At 66.4% G+C, this 19027-nt stretch carries 20 protein-coding genes; 6 read left to right on the top strand and 14 right to left on the bottom strand.

All coding sequences use genetic code 11. The features are described 5' to 3' along the window. Positions 1 to 224: 224 nt before the first annotated feature. Positions 225 to 887, bottom strand: coding sequence for a helix-turn-helix domain-containing protein (locus J0X25_RS20395; RefSeq protein ID WP_207289287.1), 663 nt, complete (start codon positions 885 to 887; stop codon positions 225 to 227). 83 nt (positions 888 to 970) lie between these two features. On the opposite strand from J0X25_RS20395, the gene J0X25_RS20400 reads away from it, so the two are divergent. Next, entirely contained in the window at positions 971 to 1957 is a 987-nt protein-coding gene (locus J0X25_RS20400) for a hypothetical protein (RefSeq protein ID WP_207289288.1), read from the top strand. A gap of 99 nt (positions 1958 to 2056) precedes the next feature. Here the strand turns inward: J0X25_RS20400 and J0X25_RS20405 are convergent, their stop codons facing one another. Both J0X25_RS20405 and J0X25_RS20410 read right to left on the bottom strand, forming a co-directional pair. Further along, a complete protein-coding gene (locus J0X25_RS20405) occupies positions 2057 to 4966 on the bottom strand; it encodes a DUF1508 domain-containing protein (protein ID WP_207289289.1) in 2910 nt (969 codons plus the stop codon). A gap of 199 nt (positions 4967 to 5165) precedes the next feature. Beyond that, the gene (locus tag J0X25_RS20410) at positions 5166 to 5999 is read right to left on the bottom strand and encodes a pantoate kinase (protein WP_207289290.1); all 834 of its coding nucleotides are present in this window, start codon (positions 5997 to 5999) and stop codon (positions 5166 to 5168) included. 288 nt (positions 6000 to 6287) lie between these two features. Here J0X25_RS20410 and J0X25_RS20415 point away from each other — a divergent pair, with 288 nt between their 5' ends. Both J0X25_RS20415 and J0X25_RS20420 read left to right on the top strand, forming a co-directional pair. Next, positions 6288 to 7181, top strand: coding sequence for an alpha/beta fold hydrolase (locus J0X25_RS20415; protein ID WP_207289291.1), 894 nt, complete (start codon positions 6288 to 6290; stop codon positions 7179 to 7181). Positions 7182 to 7451: 270 nt separating this feature from the next. Then, the gene (locus tag J0X25_RS20420; protein WP_207289292.1) at positions 7452 to 8591 is read left to right on the top strand and encodes an esterase/lipase family protein; all 1140 of its coding nucleotides are present in this window, start codon (positions 7452 to 7454) and stop codon (positions 8589 to 8591) included. Positions 8592 to 8892: 301 nt separating this feature from the next. Here J0X25_RS20420 and aspS read toward each other — a convergent pair whose 3' ends face one another. The 3 genes from aspS to J0X25_RS20435 form a co-directional block, all read right to left on the bottom strand. Continuing rightward, positions 8893 to 10197 carry an aspartate--tRNA(Asn) ligase gene (aspS, locus tag J0X25_RS20425; protein WP_207289293.1) on the bottom strand — a complete coding sequence of 435 codons (1305 nt, stop codon included), beginning with the start codon at positions 10195 to 10197 and terminating at the stop codon, positions 8893 to 8895. Positions 10198 to 10260: 63 nt separating this feature from the next. Then, positions 10261 to 10632, bottom strand: coding sequence for a type II toxin-antitoxin system VapC family toxin (locus J0X25_RS20430; RefSeq protein WP_207289294.1), 372 nt, complete (start codon positions 10630 to 10632; stop codon positions 10261 to 10263). Further along, complete coding sequence (locus J0X25_RS20435) at positions 10633 to 10881, bottom strand: antitoxin VapB family protein (RefSeq protein ID WP_207289295.1); 249 nt, start codon at positions 10879 to 10881, stop codon at positions 10633 to 10635. A 92-nt stretch (positions 10882 to 10973) separates the two neighbouring features. On the opposite strand from J0X25_RS20435, the gene J0X25_RS20440 reads away from it, so the two are divergent. Next, positions 10974 to 11765 carry an SIR2 family NAD-dependent protein deacylase gene (locus tag J0X25_RS20440; RefSeq protein WP_207289296.1) on the top strand — a complete coding sequence of 264 codons (792 nt, stop codon included), beginning with the start codon at positions 10974 to 10976 and terminating at the stop codon, positions 11763 to 11765. 40 nt (positions 11766 to 11805) lie between these two features. Here J0X25_RS20440 and J0X25_RS20445 read toward each other — a convergent pair whose 3' ends face one another. The 6 genes from J0X25_RS20445 to J0X25_RS20470 form a co-directional block, all read right to left on the bottom strand. Beyond that, a complete protein-coding gene (locus tag J0X25_RS20445) occupies positions 11806 to 12003 on the bottom strand; it encodes a hypothetical protein (protein ID WP_207289297.1) in 198 nt (65 codons plus the stop codon). Continuing rightward, complete coding sequence (locus J0X25_RS20450; protein ID WP_225896710.1) at positions 12000 to 12287, bottom strand: HalOD1 output domain-containing protein; 288 nt, start codon at positions 12285 to 12287, stop codon at positions 12000 to 12002. The genes J0X25_RS20445 and J0X25_RS20450 overlap by 4 nt, the downstream gene beginning before the upstream one ends. Positions 12288 to 12502: 215 nt before the next feature. After that, positions 12503 to 13207, bottom strand: a complete 705-nt coding sequence (locus J0X25_RS20455; RefSeq protein WP_207289299.1) for a phosphoglycerol geranylgeranyltransferase — start codon at positions 13205 to 13207, stop codon at positions 12503 to 12505. A gap of 73 nt (positions 13208 to 13280) precedes the next feature. Beyond that, on the bottom strand, positions 13281 to 14285 hold the full coding sequence (locus J0X25_RS20460; protein ID WP_207289300.1) for a hypothetical protein: 1005 nt from the start codon (positions 14283 to 14285) through the stop codon (positions 13281 to 13283). A 102-nt stretch (positions 14286 to 14387) separates the two neighbouring features. Then, on the bottom strand, positions 14388 to 15317 hold the full coding sequence (locus tag J0X25_RS20465; protein WP_207289301.1) for a branched-chain amino acid transaminase: 930 nt from the start codon (positions 15315 to 15317) through the stop codon (positions 14388 to 14390). 73 nt (positions 15318 to 15390) lie between these two features. Next, a complete protein-coding gene (locus J0X25_RS20470) occupies positions 15391 to 15918 on the bottom strand; it encodes a winged helix-turn-helix transcriptional regulator (protein WP_207289302.1) in 528 nt (175 codons plus the stop codon). Between the two features lie 278 nt (positions 15919 to 16196). Between J0X25_RS20470 and J0X25_RS20475 the strand changes: the two genes are divergently transcribed. Together J0X25_RS20475 and J0X25_RS20480 are read left to right on the top strand one after the other, a co-directional pair. Further along, the gene (locus J0X25_RS20475) at positions 16197 to 16565 is read left to right on the top strand and encodes a DUF7471 family protein (RefSeq protein ID WP_207289303.1); all 369 of its coding nucleotides are present in this window, start codon (positions 16197 to 16199) and stop codon (positions 16563 to 16565) included. An 84-nt stretch (positions 16566 to 16649) separates the two neighbouring features. Continuing rightward, on the top strand, positions 16650 to 17075 hold the full coding sequence (locus J0X25_RS20480; RefSeq protein ID WP_226776982.1) for a hypothetical protein: 426 nt from the start codon (positions 16650 to 16652) through the stop codon (positions 17073 to 17075). 112 nt (positions 17076 to 17187) lie between these two features. On the opposite strand, the gene ribB is transcribed toward J0X25_RS20480, so the two are convergent. Together ribB and J0X25_RS20490 are read right to left on the bottom strand one after the other, a co-directional pair. Next, on the bottom strand, positions 17188 to 17949 hold the full coding sequence (ribB, locus tag J0X25_RS20485) for a 3,4-dihydroxy-2-butanone-4-phosphate synthase (protein WP_207289304.1): 762 nt from the start codon (positions 17947 to 17949) through the stop codon (positions 17188 to 17190). Then, positions 17946 to 18653, bottom strand: coding sequence for a DUF120 domain-containing protein (locus tag J0X25_RS20490; protein WP_207289305.1), 708 nt, complete (start codon positions 18651 to 18653; stop codon positions 17946 to 17948). Before J0X25_RS20490 ends, ribB begins: the two co-directional genes overlap by 4 nt. Between the last annotated feature and the right edge of the window lie 374 nt (positions 18654 to 19027).

Consider the following 19027-nt stretch of genomic DNA (forward strand, 5'->3'; position numbering starts at 1 on the left):
GATGAGCGAACGGAGTGAGCGAATCGGTTGGGGAGGGCGTGGCGATTCCCGGTTGCCACGATAGCAGGACAGTTTTCTTCACCATCCATTCCTATCGAAGCGTCGATCCATCCGCCGAGCGACCGAGCGCAAGGGGAGGAGCGTCGTTCGAGACGCCTTCGGCGTCTCGTGATCACGAAAGACGCGAAGCGTCTTTCGAACGACAGAGAAAGAGGTTGGTGGAACTATTCACCGATCGACGAGGGCTCATCCTCGAGCACCCGGTCGACCGCGTTCGCCTCGCCGCGGCGGACGAGTTCCGACGCCGTCGAGACGGCACACTCGAGTTCGTCGGCGACCGCCTCGATACCCGATTCCCGTGGAATCTCGTAGTAACCGACCGCCCGGGCCGCGCGAAGGGCCGCTTGCTGGCGGTCGGTGATCGACGTGCCGGTGACCGTCACGTCGCCGCTCACCCAGCGGACGTCCATGGTCATCCCGTCGGGCACCTCGTCCATCACGGCGGTGAGGGCGGCCGGGTGGCCGACGACGGTCAGCCGAAGCGTCCGATCTGAACGGACCTCGATCGGCGGTACGACCACGACGGTCTCCTGTGCGAGAGCGTTCAACAGCGACAGGCCGTCCGCACCGAGCCCCCGTCGAAGGTAGAGGAAAAATCCGTCCTCAGTCGGCGTGATATCGTACTCGAGAACGGTCTCCAGGTCCGCCAGCAGCGCCTCGTAGGCCTCGGGATCGCCGTAGACGAACGACGTGATCGTCTCGACGCCGTCGACCGCCTGCCCGCCGACGATGACCTCCCGCTCGAGGTCGGGCGACTCGCAGAGCCCCTCGTGAAGCGGCGGCACCGCCTCCGGGGCGTACTGCAGCCGGATGCCCATCGACTTCATGGCTCGAGCGTGTCGCCGAGAGCGCATAAAACCCCGATAGGTATCGGGAGTAGTTCGAGGACGGCGCCGCTGCAATCGGCGGTATGGACCGACGACTCGGACGGTGGCTGCGTTACGGACTCCCGCTCGGCGCGATCGGCGCCGCCGCGTACGCCGCGTCCCGCTCCCGCACGGAGCCGTCCGCGAGCGAGCAGCGCGAGCCATCCGGGAACGCGCAGCGCATCATCACCGAACGCCACGGGGCCGCGTTTCTCGTCGGCCGGCGGATCGACCCGGGCCGCGTCGACGCGGTCACCGAACACGTGGTACGGACGCTCACCGGGAGCGACTCGCGGCGGTTGCTCGGCCTCGAGGGCGCGAGCACGGCCTCGCTCTTTCTCGATCGACGCGGAGACGAGCCCGAACTCGTCTGGTACGTCGAAGTCCCGCGCGCCGTCGTCTCGGAGTGGACCGATCCCGACCGGACGGTCGCCGACGCGTTTCCGATCGCTCACGACGCGCTCGAGGAACCGACCCGGCCGACCGATCGATCGCTGCTCGTCCACGCCGCGAATCCGACGCGACCGCGGACGCTCGCGCCCAGTGATTCGAGCGCCGGCGAGACGCGATCGCTCGCGGTGGCCGTCGACGGCACGGTCCCGGGCATCGACGTCGATCTGGCTCGAATGCGGCTGAGACCCGGTCTCCCCGAACGGTTCGCCGACTGGTTCGAGCGCGTGAGCCGGCGCGTGATCGACGGCGACCTCGACCTCGGCCGCATCGAATCCCGGAGTGCGGAGATGCTGGACGCCGAACGGATGTACACGGAGTCGCTCGTGCTCGAGCGCGGCGAGGACGGCTACGCGTGCTATCTGTACATGGAAGCCGCGGACATGCGGGCCGTGTACGACGCGTACTACGACACCCGGAATCCGGTCGCGCGGGTGTCGGAACCCCTGGTCGGATGGCTGCTCGAGAATCCCGAGTGCGTCCTCGAGTACCCCCTCGAGTCCGCCGCAGAACTCCTCGCGCACGCGGTGAATCCGAATCGACCGCGTCGGCCGGACGACCGTCCAGAACGAACGCAGTGAAACGACGAACGCAGTGAAACGTTCGGAACGAACGGGGGAAAACGAGCGTCGATCAGCGAGCGATTCGAACCGCTGCGGCTGCCGCGGCCGTCGGCGCGGTTACTCCGTGAAGGTGATCCAGCCGTCGGGCGCGTGGGCCTTCACGTCGTTCATGGCCTCGCGGGCCTCGGTGCGGCTCTCGTAGGTCTGGGTGCTCTCGGCCATCGTCGTCCCGTACTCGTCGATCAGCTGCCAGACCCAGCCCTCGCCCTCGTCGGCCGTGTGGAGTTCGAAGGAGACGCCGTCGATCTCGAGGATGCTCGCCTCGGCGATCAGTCCGCGGACGTCCTCGAGGGCCGCGCGGGCGGCCTCGCTGGACTCGTGGGTCTCGGTGCCGGTCGCGATGGTGTGGCCGTCCTCGTCGATGAGCCGCCACTGCCAGCGGTCCTCCTCGTCGGCGACGAGTTCGAACGAGGCCACGTCGAAGTCGACCCGGCCGGCCATCGGCGCGAGCTGTCGGACGTCCTCGATGTCCGAGAGGATCGCCGACTTGGACGCGACGGCGCCGACCGAACTCGCGATGACCTCGCGGTCGCGGTCGACGAGGTTCCACGTCCAGCCGTCCTCGTCGTCGAGTCGCACGACCGCGTCCTCGACGGTGAACACCGGCGCGTCGGCGACGGTCGACTTCAACTGCTCGGCGCCGTCCATCGCGGCGTCGCGGTCATCGTAGGTGACGGTCGAGTCGGCGATCTCCTCGCGGTCGCGGTCGAGCAGCCGCCAGTGCCAGCCGCCGCTGTCGTACAGTTGCACCGCGACGTCGCCGATCGTGTGCGTCTGGGCGGACGCGGCCGCCTCGCGCACGTCGTCGACGCTCTCGACGAGTTCGTCGCGGGTGGGGTGGGCCTCGCCGGCCTCGGCGACGGTCTCGCCCGTCGGCAGGACGAACCGCCACTGCCAGTCCTCGTCCGCGTACGTCTGGAAGATGGCGCGATCCATCGTCCGCACGTCGGAGTCGAGGTGCTCGAGCAGGCGGTTCATCGCCTGTCGGGCGGCCCCGCGGGTCGGGTGCGTCGCGGGGTCCTCGGCGACCAGTTTCCCGGCCTCGTCGATGAGCCGCCAGCCCCACTCGTCGTCCTCGTTGACGAACAGTTCGAAGGCGGCGGTCTCGATCTCGAGCAGTTCGGCCTCGGGGGCCTGCTCCTTGAGCGTCATCATGGCCTCGGCGGCCTCGCCGCGGGAGGTGTGTTCCTCGCCGCTGTCGGCCAGCACGTTGCCGTCCTCGTCGATGAGCCGCCAGCGCCACTCGCCGGAGTCGGCCTCGTAGACCTGGAACGCCGCGTGCTCGAACTCGATCAGGTCGGCCTCGCCGGCCTGTTCGCGGACCCGCTCGATCGCCTCGGCCGCCGACTCGTCGTCGGGGTGGGGTTCGGTGCTCGCGGCGACGATCTCCCGGTCCTCGGTGACGAGTCGCCAGTGCCAGTCGGGACCGCTCGGCCCCTGCTCGGTTCCCTCGCCGAACGTGACTTCGGTGCCGCCGTCGGCCATCGCCTCGTCGACCGTCGCCGGGAGGTTGTCGTCGTCGTCCTCGCCGGCCGGCGGCTGGCTCGCGGTGGGGTAGACCTCGTACTCCGCGTCGTCGATCTCGACGACGTCGGCCTCGAGCGCGTTGTCGCCGAACTCGTCCGCGCCGGATTCGACGGTGTCGTGGGCCGTCGCCGCGTCCGGGCTGCGGGCGATGACGTGCTCGGCCTCGTCGACGAGCCGCCAGCGCCACTGCTCGCCGGACTCGTACAGTTCGTAGGTGGGGTCGCCGGCGACGGTCACCGACGCCTCCTCGAGTGCCGGGAGCAGCGCCTCGGCGGCTTCCTCGGCGTCCCGGCGGCCCTCGAACGAGTCGGAGGCCGTGGCGATGGCCTCGTCGTCGGCGTCGACGAACCGCCACGTCCACTCGCCGTCGCGTTCGACGAGTTCGACCCCGACGTGCTCGATGTCGAGCAGTCGGGCGCGGTCGAAGCGCTCGGCGAACGTCTGGGCGGCGTCCTCGGCCGCTTCCTGCGTCCGGTACCCCGTGTCGCTCGAGGCCAGCGGGTTGCGGTCGTCGTCGACCAGTTGCCAGTACCACTGGTCGCGCTTCTCCTCGTAGGTGAACGCGGCGCCCTCGATCTCGATGACGTCCGCGTCCGGGCCGCGGTCCTTCATGAAGCTGACCGAGTTCTCCGCGCCGTCGCGCTGGTCGAACTCGGCGGTGCTCGAGCCGACGACGCTGCCGTCGTCGCGGGCGAGCGTCCACTGCCAGGTGCCGTCGCGGTCCTCGTAGAGGCGGAACGCGGAGGTCGTCAGCTCCATCAGCCCCGCGGAGCTGATCTGAGACTGGACGCGCTCGATGCTCTCGGTCGCCTCGGGGCGGGTCGCGGCGCTGTGATCGCTGCCCGCCAGCGCCTCGAGGTGGAGCACGTGCCACTGCCAGTCGCCGTCCTCGTCGCGGAAGACGGCGAACTGGGCGCCCTCGAGCGAGTCGCCCGTGAGAATATCCGGATCGTCGGTCGCGCCTTCCTCCTCGACGAACATGCCTTTCCGTCCCGTGAGGATCGGAACGAGCGCCGTGACGCCCGCGATGAGGCCGATACCGGCCGCGTAGACGGCGACGACCTGCACGCTGTAGTCTGTACCCAGATCGCGCCAGTTGTACGGGTACGCCCAGCCGAAGAAGACGACGCCCCCGATCGCGATGAGCAGTCCCAGCGCGCTCACGTAGATCCCGATCCTGCGTACCGGCAACATCAGGACGATCCCGAACAGACAGAGCGCGAGTCCAGCCGCGGCCGTGACTCCCGAGATCTTGATCAACGCGTACGACTCCGCGTTGCCGGCGTAGCCGACGACGAACGTGAAGATTCCGGCCGCACCCAGGAGGTAGCCGACGATGAAGACCCAGTAGCCGTAGACGTCCTTGCTCGAGTCGGGTTCCCCGACGTAGTGTTCGTACAGCCGAAACAGTTTCCGATGAATTTCACTGGTTGAAGACATTCGTAAACTTGAGCTGATAACTGGAACCCATCATAATAAACCTCCGGCCAATATTCTGAATTTTGATATGTTATGAATCCCACAATACCCGGGCGGGCTGGAGTAAATGAGACGAACTGAAGCGAGCGATCCGGCGAACGATCTGACTCGTTGGTTTCGATTCGCGGGACGATCTGTGGGGATCGCTACAGCTGACAGATCACTTGAGCATCGCGCCGGCAGGATGGGTCGCGCAAACGCTCGGGTCGTATCCGGCGTCGGAGAGCCCCGTCCCGAGCGCGAAGACGGTCTCGCCCAGCATGGCCATCGACGCCTGCCCGCCGGCGTCGGTCACGTCACCGATGGTCCGCGCGACCTGATCGGTCAGCAACTCCGCCTCGCGAGCGAACAGCCGCGAGGCGTACATCAGGGAGAGCAGCGTCGGCTCCTCGACGACCCGGGAGAGCGCCTCTTTTCCGGCCGCCGAGAGGCGGTCGGTCTCCCCCGAGAGCACGTCCGCCGTCGAGAGTTCCCCGAACGAGACGTACTCGACGCGCGCTCGCGCGGGAATCGCGTCCAGCTTGTTCACCTGCGGGCCGCCCGGTTCCAGGCGAATCGGAACGCCGCCGGCGGCCTGGGCGACCACGTCGCCCAGTCCCGTCCCCGCCTGTACCTCCGCACCGTGTGCGATCGTGACGAGTTCGTTCCACGAGAGTTTGCGCTCGAACACGTGGTTGGCCGCGAGCGCGGTTCCCAGCGCCATCCCCCCCGAGACGCCGAAGCCCGACCCGAGCGGGAGCGCCGACTCGGCCTCGACGCGGGCCGTCGCCTCGAGCGTCTCGAGGACGGTGTCGACGGGTTCGATGTCGATCTCCTCGCCGTCGAGAACGATCGTCGATTCCGCGCCGTCGGCGGGTTCGACCGTCACCTCGACCCCGTCGGTGAGGGTCAGCCCCGCACCGCGAGAGCCCGCCTTCGTCGGATCGTCGTCTGGGTGAGCGCTGAAAAAGCCCGTGATGTGCCCCGGTACGAACGCCGTCGCCTCCTCGCGCATTGCACCACGGTTACGACTCGGTCGGTATAACCTTGTAGATTCCGTCGTCGCGGAGTCGGCCCGCGACCGAGGCGACGGCGACTCGCCGAGCCCGAACGTCTCGAGCCTCCAGTGGAGTCGCCACGCGATCCTCGACAGCGCGTACGCTATTCCATAGATCGTCCTGTATAGAGCCGCACCGTCCGGATCCGTCGGAATTGTCGGGGCAGTGCATGTGAGTTAATATAAATGAACGCAGAAGTGAGCGGATACGACTAACGTACATTCAGGGATAGTAATTAGTACAGTATGACGGACACTAATCGCCAACAACGCCAGAATTCGGCAGCAGACCGGACCGTCACGACTCGACGAACGCTCCTGAAGGCGACCGGGACGACGCTCGTCGGCGGCGCGGGACTCGCCGCGACGTCCGGTTCGGCGTCCGCACAGTGGGGCGGCCCGGACGTGATCGAAATCGACGACGGCGGCTGGTTCGGTGGCTGGAGCGCCGACGGCAGCCTGCCGGTCACCGACGAACTGCTGATCTTCATCCACGGCTGGTTCGGCGACACGACCGCCTCGAGCCAGGCCTCCGACGTCGAAAGCTCCCTCGAGTCGGGCGGCTACTCGCCCGACGAGACCGTCGCGATCGAGTGGCCCGGTACTACCCTCAATTTCGCCGGTGCCGAGGCCGACACCGAAGACGTCGGTGACGTCGTCGCCGGTCTCGTCGAGGAGTTCTACGACAACGGCGGCGGCAACATCCGCCTCGTCGGTCACTCGCTGGGCGGCCGCTGCGTCTACTGGACGGCGACCAAGCTGAGCAGCGGTTACGAGATCGAGACCGTCGCCGGCCTCGGCGCGGCCGCCGACGGCTCCGAGATCTGTGGCGACCCGTGGAACCCCGGGCTCGGTAACGCCTGCGAAGTCCGCAACTACCACTCGAATAACGACTCGACGGTCGGCGGGGCCTACGGCGGCTTCGGTGACACTGCACTGGGTACCGAAGGTGCCGGCTGCGATCCCGGCTCGAACTACACGGACGTCGACGTCACGGGCAGCGTCGGGGGTCACCTCGAGTATCTGGGTGACGGCGCCGTCGGTTCGGACCTCGCCGACGCCATCAACAGCGGCTCCTGTGACAGCAGCGGCGGCGGTGACGACGGCAGTGACGGCGACGACGGCTGGGGTTGGTTCTAACGACCGACTCTCGCCAACCGCGGACTACGTACCGATTCTGCCGGTCCGAGCGCCGCTTTTCCTCGCCACTCGGGGCAGGTCACATCCCTCCCGCTTGGTCAGCATCCGATCCCGTTCTCGGTCGTCTCTGGGACCATCGAACGACTACCGATTCACGCCGCGCGCCGATCCGCGAACCTGATCTGATCAGTGGGAGTTAGACCAAATATAAATAAACGCAGTATCGAGTGGAAAGGAATAGTGCCGGGCGCAGCGATGAATTACTCGGAAATGAACGACGACACCGACCGGATCGACTCCGACGACGAATCGATCGAGACGAACCGACGGACGATACTGCAGTACGGCGGCGCGGCCGTGGCCGGTGTGGCCGGACTCGCGGCGACGACCGGATCGGCCGCCGCGGACACGGACGAGATTATGGAGGTCGACCTGCGGGGCGGGATCTCGCCGGTCACCGACGCCCCACAGGGCGAGGACGAGGTGATCTTCAACGTCCACGGCTACACCGGCTCGTCGGCCAGCGTCAGCCAGTCGGAGACCCTCCAGTCGACGCTTCGCGAGTTCGGCAACACCGAGACGGTAACCGCGGTCACCTGGGACGACAGCGGGCTTCCCAGTTCGGCCGAGTCCAGCGCCCGCCAGCAGGGCGCGGACTTCGCCGACTGGATGGAGGAGTATATCCAGGCGAATCCGGGAACGACGATCCGGGTCCTCGGCCACTCGATGGGCGGTATCGTCGCCTTCGAGTTCATGGCGGCCGCGGCCGGCCGCTTCCAAGTCGCGAACGTCGACTCCATCGGCTCCTACGAGGTCAGTGACGCGCCCTGCGAGGGGACGGAGTTCCACGACGCCATCGACCAGGTCGCGACGTTCGCCGGCAACTACTACTCGACGAACGATTCCATCGCGCGGCTCGGGAACGGGCCGGCGGACTGTGGCTTCGGCGGCGGCTCGCTGCCCGACAACTACGCTGACGTCGACGTCAGCGACTCCGTCGGCAGCCACACGACCTACAAGTCGAGTACCGGCTTCGGGCAGGCGTACATCAGCAACTTCCAGCCCGGCGTCGACCGGAACGGCGACGGCGACGACGGTGACAACGGCGACGGCGGCGAGGACGCCGCGCCGACCATCGACTCGCTGTCGGTGGACCAACGGAGCTACTGGGGCAACGACATCACCGTCGAGTGGTCCGTCTCGGACGCCAACGGTGACCTGTCGTCCGTCCAGTCCGTCGTCTTCGGCTCGAGCAGCAACCGGCTGGACAGCACGCGTACGAGCGTCTCCGGCCCGAGCGCCTCGGGGACCCACGAACTCGACCCGCCGTTCTACAACGACGGCACCTACGTCAGGGTCCGGGTCACCGACGCCGCCGGCAACGATTCGACCCGTCGCGTCCGGCTGTAAGCGACGGCCAACCGGACCTCGTCCTCGTCGGCCCGTCGATTTTTCTTCGAGGGATTCGCACTACGGACTCAGACGGTGGCGATCACGCGGAAACGCGCTTCGCGTACGCTCGCGGTTTCCGCTTGCTCCCAGAGATTTCGCCCCATGGGCTCAATCTCTGGCGATCCCGCAAGACTCTCGAATTGCTCGGTCTTGCTGGCTCTCAGGTCTGTCGCCTACGACGACAAACGCTGGCGATCTCGCGGGAACAACGCGGGATCGGAGATCCCGCGAGCTCCCGATCGACGAACAGCCACCTCGCCTACGGCGAGAGTCGTTGCCGGTCTCTCGGGAAGAGAACAGCTTCCCGAATGTTGTCCAGCCCGAGGATCGTCATGATCAGGCGCTCGCCGCCGAGGCCGAAGCCGGCGTGGGGCGGCATGCCGTACTTGAACATCTTCGTGTAGTACTCGAACTGGTCGGGGTCGAGTCCCTGCTGCTCGAAGCCCTCGATGAGTTTCTCGTGGCGGTGTTCGCGCTGTCCACCGGAGACCAGTTCCATCCGCGGGTGCATCAGGTCGAAGCCGGTCGAGAGCTGTTCGTCGTCGTCGTGGTCCTTGATGTAGAAGGGCTTGATCTCGCTGGGCCAGTCGGTGATGAAGTAGTGGCCGCCGACGTCGTCGCCGAGGGCCTTCTCGGCCTCCGTCGAGAGGTCGTCGCCCCAGACGAGTTGCTCGTCGAGTTCGCCCGTCGCGTTGATCCGTTCGATGGCCTCCTCGTAGCTGATCCGGGGGAAGTCACCCTCGGGCGCCTCGAACTCCTCCTCGAGACCGAGCGCCTCGAGTTCCTCCTGGCAGTTCTCGCTCACGGCGTCGTAGGCGGCCTTGACGACGCCTTCGACGACGTCCATCGCGTCGGTGTGGTCGCAGAAGGCGCCCTCGAAGTCGATCGAGGTGGCCTCGTTGAGGTGGCGGGGCGTGTTGTGCTCCTCGGCGCGGAAGATCGGGCCGATCTCGAAGACGCGCTCGACGTTCGAGCCGGCGATCAGCTGCTTGAACAGCTGCGGCGACTGGTTCATGAACGCCTCCTCGCCGAAGTAGGTGATCGGGAAGAGTTCGGTGCCGCCCTCGGTGCCGGTGGCGACGATCTTCGGCGTGTTGATCTCCGTGCAGTCGAACGCGCGGAACTGCTCGCGGACGGCGCGCAGGATCTCCGAGCGAATCTCGAAGATGGCCTGTACGTCGGGCTTACGAAGGTCGAGCGTACGGTTGTCGAGTCGGGTCGAGAGTTCGGCGCCGACCTTTCCGGAGGGGTCCAGCGGCAGTTCGGGGTCCGCCGGGGCGATGACCTCGACCGACTCGGGCGTGACCTCGACGCCCGTCGGCGCGCGCGGTTCCTCCTCGACCGCGCCCGAGACCTTGACGACGCTCTCGCGGGCGGCGTCGAGACCGGTTTCGACGAGGTCGTCGTCCATCTCGTCCTTCTCGAACTTGATCTGGATCTTGCCCGTCGTATCCCGGAGAATCAGGAAGGCGATCCCGCCGAGGTCCCGGATCTCGTGGACCCAGCCGGCGACGGTGACGTCGTCGCCCGGCTCGGCGTCGGCAGTGTAGGTTCTGTCCTGCATACCACCCGATTCCGGTCGCCGGAACTTAAGCGCAATCGTTCGAGACGGCCAGCACTACTGTTCTCAGTACGGAGTGACCTCGGCATTCGTCCGTTGGAACTCGTCGATATTCCTGGTTACCACGGGTTTATTCGCCTCGATTGCCGTTGCTGCAATCATCGCATCGAGAGCACCGATTTGGTCTCCCCGCTCTCGGAGCCGTCTCTGTTCCGCTATCGCTCTCCGCGATTCGGCGAGTCCATACGGAAGAACGTCCGCTCGTTGAACGATCGTCTCGAAACGCTCCCGGTCCGAATCTGACAGTCCGAATCCGACTTCTGAAACGGTAAGTGTAGAAACCGACACTTCTCGCCAATCGAACTCGTCTAATTTCGCGACCGCGGCCGCATCTTCGGTGAAGAGATCGATGAGAAAGCAGCTATCTAACAACACCATTTATGGATTCTCGTCTGACCGTCCAGACGTACCGAACCGCTTGTTCACGTCCTCGCGGAATTCGTTCGATCGCTTTCGGACGGTCTCGAGTTCGTCTTCGTCGACTAATCCAATTAATTCTCGAAGCGGATTCTCGTCTTCTTCAGCGAGCAGTCGGTCGATCGCATCACTGAAGCTCTCGTCCTCCCGTTTTTCTCTCCGGAGCCTGCGATAGGTTTCGTCTTTTAGACTAACCGTTTTGCTACTCATCTGTGTATCTATAGTACTGATTCTGTGTATGTGTATGTTACGCTAATCGTAACCACCACGGCGAATTTTAACGTTCGCCACGTGCCACCGGTATGGACGACCTCGAGTCACTCGCCGACGAGATCCGCAGCGCAGCGACCGTCGTCGCCTTCACCGGCGCGGGCATCTCCGCGCCCTCGGGCGTGCCGACCTTCCGCGGCGACGACGGCGTCTGGGAGCAGTTCGACGAGGGCCAGTTCACTTACGGCCGTTTTCGGAGCGATCCTGAGGGATTCTGGGCGGACCGCGTCGAGCTCCAGCGGGTGATGTTCGACGAGGATTATCAGCCCAACGCGGCCCACGAGGCGCTGGCTGCGATGGGCCGAGACGGCCACCTCGAGGCAATTCTCACGCAGAACACCGACGGCCTCCACGGGAAGGCCGCCGAGACGGTCGCGAAATCCGATGGCTCGACCCACGAGGGCAACGACACGACCATCCTCGAGCTACACGGCAACTCCCAGCGAGTCCGCTGTACGGACTGCGGCAAGCGCAAGGAGGGGGGTCCGGTCTTCGAACGCGCCGCTGACGGCGAGATTCCCCCGACCTGCGACTGCGGCGGCGTCTTCAAACCCGACGTGGTTCTCTTCGGCGAACAGCTCCCGGGCGCGGTCATCCAGCGCGCCCAGTCGCTGGCCCGCGAGAGCGACGTCTTCCTCGCGATCGGCTCCTCGCTGGTCGTCGAACCGGCCGCGTCGCTGCCCCGACGGGCGGCCTCGGCGGGCGCGACGCTCGGGATCGTCAACCTCGAGTCGACGCCGGTCGACGACGTCGCCGACGCGATCTACCGCGAGGACGTGACCGAGGTTTTGCCGCGGCTTCGGGAGTTAGTCGAGAGCCGATAACGAGCGCTATCGAGTCGAGAACGGATCGGGGACGGTCCCGTCAGCCGGAGAGCCCCACGAGATCGCGGACGAGAAACGCCTCGCAGATCGACGGCGTCGTCGGCCGCCCGACGGAGTCGCTCGAGTCGATGGAGTGCCCGGTCTCGAGGAAGTGCTCGAGTGCCTGTTGCGAGCGCTCCCGTTCGGTGGCGCCGTCCTCGACGGCCGCGAACCAGTCGCAGTTATGACAGAACTTCATCGGGATCCACCTCGGTCGATCGGCGCGTTCGGGTCGATCGTGACCTCGCCGTCGCTGTCGACGGTGACGCGTTTGCCGTCGTAGGTGAACGTCACGCGGCCGGACCGGGGGCCGCCGCGACCGGTCTGTTCGAACAGGTCGTCGAGCGCAGCGGGGTCGAGACAGTGAAACAGCGGCGGTGACAGGTCCATGGGATCGACGCCGTCGTGGGCCGCGATCTCGCGAACGACCCTAACCGAAAGCGGTTCGCCGTCAGCGGGCCGTGAGGGTGACTGGGTTGCCATCATCAGTGTAAGGCCGGATATCAGTATAAGAGTGACGGAGCGTAGCGTCTCGAAACGCCTGTATCAAAGCTCTATTCTGGCTACTGGCCACGAACGAAAGGGGGGCCGGTGGCGTCGATATCCATGCGGGACGATACGGGGGATCGACGAATCAGTTCCCTCCCTACGGGTTCGGTCGCGTGAGTGTCGACTCGAAAGGACGGTTTCGAGTCCAGTCAGGCGTCCCGCGCCGCCTCGACCGTCTCGCGGACGGCCTCGACGCCCTCGTCGTGGGCGAGGTCGCCGACGACGATCACGTCGGCGTACTGCGCCATCGACGCGGCCGAGTCGTAGTCGTGGATGCCGCCGCCGTAGAATAGCGTCGTCTCGTCGATCGCCTCGCTCGCCGCCTCGACGACGTCCTCGTCGCCGAGCGTCCCGGAGTACTCGAGGTAGACGATCTCCTGGCCGAACATCCGCTCGGCGACCTCGGCGTAGGCGGCGACGTCCGCGGGCTCTAAGTCGCAGTCGGCTTCGGTGTACTCCGCGACGTCCGCCTCGGGGTTCATCACGACGTACGCCTCGGTCCAGGTTCGGTCCCAGTCCATGTCGTCGTCGGTTCGCACCCAGTCCTTGTGGGCGCCCGTGATCCAGAACGGGGAGCCGGCGTTGAAGACGGTCGGGATGAGGTAGCCCTCGAGCGCCCGGTTGTCGATGACGACGTCGGGGCTCGAGGGTTCCTGATAGAGCGGGACGTCGTGTTCGGCGCAGGCGTCGACGACGGCCTCCATCTTCTCCTCGGTGATTCCCATGGTGCCGCCGACCTCGATGGCGTCGGTGCCGGTCGCACAGAGGTCTCCGTAGGTGACGCCCTCGGGGAGCTCCTTGTCCGGGTCGATCTTGAGAATATGGTTCCAGTCGTCCCAGGGGCCGGTAGTCATACCGCGTCGTTTCCCGACAACCGGCAAAAGCGCTGCGAAACGCCCGTGTCCGGAAATCGGACTCGAGCGCCGCCTACGCGCCCCGTTTCCCGACACGCTCCGAGACCGTCAGGAGATCCCGGACGGTCTCCAGCGTCTCGTCTATCGCGGGCGCGACGTCGCTCGAGTCGGGGTCGAGCGGCGGGACCGACAGCCGAAGGACGAGCGCGTCGCCGTCTGTCACCAGATCGGTCGCCGGCGGGATCGCGGCCGCGTGGCGAGCGGCGAACGGCTGGAGGTGGTCCGCTGCACCGGGGATACGGAGGTCGACGGTTCCGCGCTCGAGGTCGTGAACGAGTCGGTGGTCGTCGGCGAGCGACGGTGCCTCGATCCCGACCGTCGCGGCGTCAGTACGCGTCGGAGCGCCGGAACGCGTTATGTCGTCGCTCCCGGTCTCGAGATCGGGACCGACGCGGAGTTCGAACGCGGGTTCGCGCTCCGTCACGAGCGACTGATACTCGTCGACGATCGACGGTGGCCCACCATCGGTCGTATCACGGGCCCCGCGCTCGATCGCGGCGTCCACCAGTGCCGCCCGGTAGTCGCCCCGGTCGGTGTCGCGCGCAGCCAATCGGTCCCGGAGCGACTCGAGTGCGATCGTCGCGTCGAACGGCGATTCCGCGCTCGGGCCCGGGGTCGCCCCTGTCTCGGCGGGTGCGAGCAGAACCGTGTGGCAGGCGTCCCACTCCGCTTCGAGCGCGCGCTCGCGACGCGTCCGGATTCGATCGAGCTGGGCCGTCGGGCGCGAGAACGAGTCGGCGCCGTCGATGGCTACGGCCGTGGCGAGGACGACGAGCGTTCGCTCGCCGTCGCACTCGAGATCGATCTCGACGCCGCCTCGAGCCGTTGCCGGATCGCCCGCCCCTGCACGGACCTCGGCTATGGAGTCCCGCGAGCCGAGTAGCGCCGCCGAATCCGTCGAAATCCCCACTTGCTCGAGCAGCCACGATCGAAACGACGACGAGACCGCCAGTTCCTCGCGGACGAGCGCATCGACGTCCCGGGGACCCACCGCCTCGAACGGGTGTTCCGCGCGCATGCTCGAGTGCTGGCGGCCCGGTTACAAGAGGATTCGGCTCGCGACGGAGTGATCAAACGGACGGCGGTCGATTTGCCCGAAACGGAAGCAAGGAAGAGCGGCTCAGACGTACTCGAACCACTCGTCGTACGCGTCGGTCTCGCGCTCGACGATCTCGAAGAACCGCTGCTGGATCTCCTCGGTGACCGGACCGCGGGAGCCGTCGCCGATGACCACGTTGTCGACCTTCCGGATGGGCGTGACCTCGGCCGCGGAGCCGGTGAAGAACAGTTCGTCGGCCGTATTGAGTTCGCCGCGGGAGATCGAGACGCTGTCGTGGACCGTGTAGCCCAAGTCCTCGGCGATCTCGATCACGGTGTCGCGGGTGATGCCGTCGAGGATCGACTCCGAGAGGCCGGGCGTGTGGATCTCGCCGTCCCGGACCAGAAAGAGGTTCTCGCCGGGGCCTTCGGCGACGTTGCCCTCCTTGTTGAGGACGATGGCCTCGGCGAACCCGTTGCGGCGGGCCTCCTCGCCCGCGAGCATGCTGTTGACGTACAGTCCCGTCGTCTTCGCGTTCGTCGGAATCTGGCTCGAGGCGTGTTTCCGCCACGAGGAGATCATGACCTCGATCCCCTCTTCGAGGGCCTCCTCACCCAGATAGGCGCCCCACGGCCAGACCGCGATGGCGGTGCGGGTCGGGCAGTCCTTCGGACTGACGCCCAGCGAGTTGTAGCCGTAGAAGGCGATCGGCCGGATGTAACACGACTCGAGGTCCTGACGCTGGATCAGTTCCTTCGTCGCCTCGGTGAGCTCCTCCTTCGTGTAGTCGATGTCCATCTCGTAGGGCTTGGCGGACTGGAAGAGCCGCTCGAGGTGTTCCTCCCAGCGGAAGATCGCGGGGCCCTCCGCGGTGTCGTAACAGCGCGCGCCCTCGAAGACGCCGCTCCCGTAGTGGAGCCCGTGCGTGAGCACGTGGATCTGCGCGTCGTCCCAGTCGACGAACTCGCCGTCCATCCAGATCGTGTCGACGTCCATCTCGTCGAATCCCATGGTCGAGAGTGTTACAAGCCACCGTACTAAGTGTTCGCGGTTCGACCCGCGGGACGGCGCCCGAACGGGCCGATCACCGCGACTCGGTCGCGTCCTCGAGGACGCCGTCGACGAGGCGGGTGAACCGGTCGACCAGTCGGTCCGGAACCGTCGGGGAGACCTCCGAGAGCAGCGCTGCGGTCCGATCGGGCCGGGCCAGCGAGAGCGTCACGCGGTTGCGCTCGCCGTAAGCCTTCGCGACGACGTCGCACTCGACCAAGTTGTCGAGGTGGTACTCGAGCGTGCTCCGGGCGACGTCGAGGTCGTCGGCGACCGCGGCCGGACGGCTCGGGCCGTGCTCGAGGAGGAAGACGACGATTTCGCGTGCCGTCTCGCGCCGAAAGAGGGCGAGCGCGGCCCGCTCCCACTCGTCGTACTCCGGGGGATAGTAGTGGGTCTGCCCGTAGCGTTCCTCGCGGACGAGTTCGTCAGCCTCGATCAGCCGGCGGACGTGATACTGGATCTGCCCCGGCGCGAACGCCGACTCCCGGACGAGTTCGTTGAAGTGAATGCCGGCGTTCGCCCGAACCTGTGCCCTGATCTGGTCTCGAGTCTCGCTCATTGTGAACCTGGTCGTCGTGGCTGGAGACCCCGCGATACTGGGGGCGTTACTATCGGCTAGCGCCGCTGCCCTGATAACGGCTTCCGCTCGTTCCCGGCCGGTGGGAACGGGCCGGACGGAATCGAGGGGTGAGAACGGGTCGAACGGAACCGCGGGTGAGAACAGGTCGGACTGAGCCGCGGGTGAGAACAGGTCGGACTGAGCCGCGGAGCGCTGGAGGCGAGAGGTACGCGACCGAAGCACATACGGTGCTCTCCGACCGAGCTAGCGTATCGCGGATGGATTACACGAGCCCCCTCGACGTCCCGTGGCTGGACCCGCAACTGGCGCCGGTCCTGCTGGCCGTGATCGTCTTCGCCGCCGCCGGGACGGCCGTCCTCTTTTGCTGTGGAGTCGTCGCGTACTCGCGGCGCCGATCGACGCGCTATCTGCTGATCACGGCCGTCCTCGGACTGCTCGTGGTACGCTCCGTCGTCGGCCTCGGAACCGTGTTCGGACTGGTGCCGATGACGGTCCACCACCTCGTCGAGCACGGGTTCGACTTCGCGATCGCCGTGCTGGTCCTCTACGCGGTCTATCGGAGCGGCCCCGGGGCCGGCACCGAGACGAATCGTGAAACCGCGTCGTCCGGACCCGATGGGGACTAGCCGTTACCGATCGACCCCGTGCGAACACCCAATTGGACAGGACAGGAGAGAGGAGTAACAGTACATACGGTATCAGTATCAACTATGAATCGGCTTCGCCGGTGGTACTCGCAGCAGAGGTTTGCAATCACCATCGGTCTTATTTTGGCTGCCACCACGCTCTTCGTCCATCTCTACATGGCGCGTTTCGAGTACGGTGACGGACTTGCTCCGGGGATACTACTGCCGTTCTGGCTAGTTGTCGGGTCATTTCTCCTCGGGGCTATTTCGGCGTTCACCCCCGCACGATACCGAGTCATCTCATCCGTTCTTATTGCCGTCGGGGTATACGGATGGACGCTTCTCATCTCGTGGTCTGCCACGGTTGATTCAGCACAGTCGCAGGGCGCAGGTCTCACACCGACCCTGTTCGACCTCATCGCTCCATTTTGGGTTCTCCTGCTGCTTATCGGTCTGATCGTCGGTGGAATTGAATACGGAATCCGACACCTGCGTAATTCGCAGCGATAGTGACACCTGCGTAATTCGCAGCGATAGTGTTCAGTTCGCGCGTCTACAATCTCGCCGAGTCAACGAAACACAGCCGAAAACCGCTGTTCCGGTCGCTCTCGAGCGTCGACTCTTATCCCAGTCGCTCGAGGACCTCGCTGCCCTCGAGGTAGGTGAAGCCGTGTCGATCGGCGTACGCGCGGGCGTCGACGGGCGAGAGCGCCTCGCCGGTCTCGTCGTCGAGCATCTCGCAGACGACGACGGCCGCGGAGAGCGCCGCCGCGTTCGCGAGCGCGACGCCGAGTTCGGTGTGGCCCTCCCGCTGGGCGAGCAGGTCGGGCGCTGCTTTCAGCAGGTGGACGTGGCCCGGAACGCGGAACTCGGCGGCGAACTCCGTCTCCGCGGGCGCGGCGGCGGCCTCGCCCAGCGCTCGAATCGTCGTCGAGCGGTCGTTGTCGGTGATCCCGGTGTAGGTGTCGCGGTGGTTGACCGTCAGCGAGAACGACGAGCGCTCGTCGTAGCCGAGTTCGTGGTCGCCGCTCGCGGGGTGGTCGACCTCCTCCGTGTAGAAGGGCAGGTCGAACGCCTCGGCGACCTCGTGGCCCAGCGCGACGCAGACCAGGCCGCCCGCGTCGTTTCGCAGGCGCGCGACGGCCTCGGGCGTGACCGCGTCGGCGTGGTAGATCAGGTCCGTCTCGCCCTCGCGGTCGGCCGCGTCGTGGACGAGTACCGGCTCGCCGACTCGCAGCGCCTCGAGCGCGCGGTCGACGGCGTCGGCGGTCGTCGCCCGGTTCGTTCCGCCGTCGGCGGTCGCGTTCGCCTCGCCCTCCGCCGTCGCGTTCGCTTCGCCGTCCGTCGCCGCGTTGGACCGCGGGCCCGCGTGGTGGCCCGTCATTCGCGATCACCCACGTAGACCGTGACGTGGTCGTCGTCCTCGAGGTCGAGTTCCTCCCGCAGCTTGTCCGGCGCGATGACCTCGAGCTGGTCGTCGTCGTGGTGGGTCCGTTCGGGCGCGATGGTGTAGGCTCCCTCGTAGCGCTCGCCGTCGGCCGTCTCGACCGTCGCGGGGTGACACACCGCTGGCCCGTAGGTGCGCTCCTCGTCCTCCCAGCCGTCGATCGGGACGGGCTCGAGCGAGGCCATGGCGCTGCGCCGGCGGACGCTGTCCTCCCGCAGATCGACGTTCAGGGTTCCCGGGAACGGCTCGTACCCCAGCCGGTCCTCGAACTGGCGCTGGTAGCCGGGCAGGGAGATGTAGTGGCGACCCTCGCCCATGCCGCTGGTGACGGTCCCCTCGAGTTCGATCTGGGAGTCCGTCTCGAAGATGCGACGGTAGTCCTCGTACTCGGCGTGGAGCGCGCGCTCGCCCTCGTCCGTGATCGCCACCCACTGGCCGTCGCTGACGGTGTCGCGCTCGAGAAGGTCGGCGCTCTCGAGGCGCTGGAGCCGTCGCGAGGCGGTCTGATTCGAGGCGTTCAGTCGATCCGCGAGGTGAGAACAGGAGATCTTGACGTCGCCCTCGAGGCCTCCCTCGAGCGCGAGCAGTTTGAGCACGGCGAGTTCGTCGTGCCCGACGGCGGACGCAGCTGAGACTGACATACGCGTGGGTATGGGCGGACTCCCTAAAAGCATACCGAATGTGGCATGCATGCCAAAACTGTGATGGCGTTGTCGAGCGTTTATCGCGTATCCGGATGTTCCGGGCAGTGTGCAAAAAGCCACCGGTCGTCGGGGGTGTATCGGCGCTCGGGTCGTCGGGGGTGCATCGGCGCTCGTGTAATATACAGTCCCGATGGCGAAATCTCACTATACCGATTCTCCAGTGTGCGTTCTGCCTAACCTGGCAACTAGGGGTATCCACACCCTCCCCAGCCGATTCGCTCACTCGCTCCGCTCGTTCGCTCATCCCTCGCGCGCATTTGTGCGGCGCCTCGCTGATCGCTCGTCGCCGCGCCGCACGCGCCACCGCATCA

The sequence above is a fragment of the Haloterrigena alkaliphila genome (genome assembly GCF_017352155.2).
Lineage (GTDB): Archaea > Halobacteriota > Halobacteria > Halobacteriales > Natrialbaceae > Haloterrigena > Haloterrigena alkaliphila.

Coding starts and splice junctions, on each gene's coding strand:
- J0X25_RS20465 (WP_207289301.1), bottom strand. CDS start 15,317: ATGGGATTCGACGAGATGGACGTCGACACGATCTGGATGGACGGCGAG.
- J0X25_RS20445 (WP_207289297.1), bottom strand. CDS start 12,003: ATGAAGTTCTGTCATAACTGCGACTGGTTCGCGGCCGTCGAGGACGGC.
- J0X25_RS20475 (WP_207289303.1), top strand. CDS start 16,197: ATGGATTACACGAGCCCCCTCGACGTCCCGTGGCTGGACCCGCAACTG.
- J0X25_RS20470 (WP_207289302.1), bottom strand. CDS start 15,918: ATGAGCGAGACTCGAGACCAGATCAGGGCACAGGTTCGGGCGAACGCC.
- aspS (WP_207289293.1), bottom strand. CDS start 10,197: ATGCAGGACAGAACCTACACTGCCGACGCCGAGCCGGGCGACGACGTC.
- J0X25_RS20410 (WP_207289290.1), bottom strand. CDS start 5,999: ATGCGCGAGGAGGCGACGGCGTTCGTACCGGGGCACATCACGGGCTTT.
- J0X25_RS20440 (WP_207289296.1), top strand. CDS start 10,974: ATGGACGACCTCGAGTCACTCGCCGACGAGATCCGCAGCGCAGCGACC.
- ribB (WP_207289304.1), bottom strand. CDS start 17,949: ATGACGGGCCACCACGCGGGCCCGCGGTCCAACGCGGCGACGGACGGC.
- J0X25_RS20420 (WP_207289292.1), top strand. CDS start 7,452: ATGAACGACGACACCGACCGGATCGACTCCGACGACGAATCGATCGAG.
- J0X25_RS20450 (WP_225896710.1), bottom strand. CDS start 12,287: ATGGCAACCCAGTCACCCTCACGGCCCGCTGACGGCGAACCGCTTTCG.
- J0X25_RS20395 (WP_207289287.1), bottom strand. CDS start 887: ATGAAGTCGATGGGCATCCGGCTGCAGTACGCCCCGGAGGCGGTGCCG.
- J0X25_RS20430 (WP_207289294.1), bottom strand. CDS start 10,632: ATGGTGTTGTTAGATAGCTGCTTTCTCATCGATCTCTTCACCGAAGAT.
- J0X25_RS20405 (WP_207289289.1), bottom strand. CDS start 4,966: ATGTCTTCAACCAGTGAAATTCATCGGAAACTGTTTCGGCTGTACGAA.
- J0X25_RS20490 (WP_207289305.1), bottom strand. CDS start 18,653: ATGTCAGTCTCAGCTGCGTCCGCCGTCGGGCACGACGAACTCGCCGTG.
- J0X25_RS20460 (WP_207289300.1), bottom strand. CDS start 14,285: ATGCGCGCGGAACACCCGTTCGAGGCGGTGGGTCCCCGGGACGTCGAT.
- J0X25_RS20400 (WP_207289288.1), top strand. CDS start 971: ATGGACCGACGACTCGGACGGTGGCTGCGTTACGGACTCCCGCTCGGC.
- J0X25_RS20480 (WP_226776982.1), top strand. CDS start 16,650: ATGAATCGGCTTCGCCGGTGGTACTCGCAGCAGAGGTTTGCAATCACC.
- J0X25_RS20455 (WP_207289299.1), bottom strand. CDS start 13,207: ATGACTACCGGCCCCTGGGACGACTGGAACCATATTCTCAAGATCGAC.
- J0X25_RS20415 (WP_207289291.1), top strand. CDS start 6,288: ATGACGGACACTAATCGCCAACAACGCCAGAATTCGGCAGCAGACCGG.
- J0X25_RS20435 (WP_207289295.1), bottom strand. CDS start 10,881: ATGAGTAGCAAAACGGTTAGTCTAAAAGACGAAACCTATCGCAGGCTC.